We start from the raw sequence: 515 nt of genomic DNA, 5'->3' as shown, positions 1-515 counted from the left end.
TTGCCATCAAACCAGCAAGGATCAGCGATTAAAAAGCTGGCCCCGGCCAGTGCCGCCAATAATGTGCAGGTACTTAATCAGGCCAGTACGGTTATTCAGGGTGCCGTGCAAGGCCATCAGGATTTGGCAATGGCGGGTGCCGCTGGCGATGGCACAACCGGTGTTGCAGCCGGGGGTGATACCAAATACAGCACGCTTTGGGGCCAGGTTCTGGGCGGATCGGCGCATCTGGAAGGCAATTCCGACCAGGATGGCTTTAGCAGCAAAAGCTTTGGTTTAACCACCGGGTTTGATCATTTTGTAACGCCGGACCTGTTGGCGGGTGCTGCTGTTAGCTGGTTGCGCAGCTGGACCGATGGCAGCAATGATTCCAGCGGATCATCGAACAGGATTGATAGCTATCAGGTGACCTTGTATGGCAGCTGGCGGCAGGATCGTTTGACAGTTGATGGTCAGGTGGGTGCCGGCTGGAACCATTTCGACCAGAAACGCCAGATCGACTTTTTGGGCAGCAC

The 515-nt window shown here is 55.5% G+C and carries 1 protein-coding gene; it reads left to right on the top strand.

What is annotated here, in order from left to right; translation table 11 throughout:
- Positions 1 to 515: autotransporter outer membrane beta-barrel domain-containing protein (locus THS27_RS26450; protein WP_168185038.1), on the top strand; the 515-nt coding region annotated here is incomplete at both ends.

Source organism: Thalassospira sp. MCCC 1A01428 (assembly GCF_002115825.1).
Taxonomy (GTDB): domain Bacteria; phylum Pseudomonadota; class Alphaproteobacteria; order Rhodospirillales; family Thalassospiraceae; genus Thalassospira.
The sequence above is the reverse complement of the archived record's forward strand: the minus strand, read 5'-3'. Positions and strand labels throughout refer to the sequence as shown.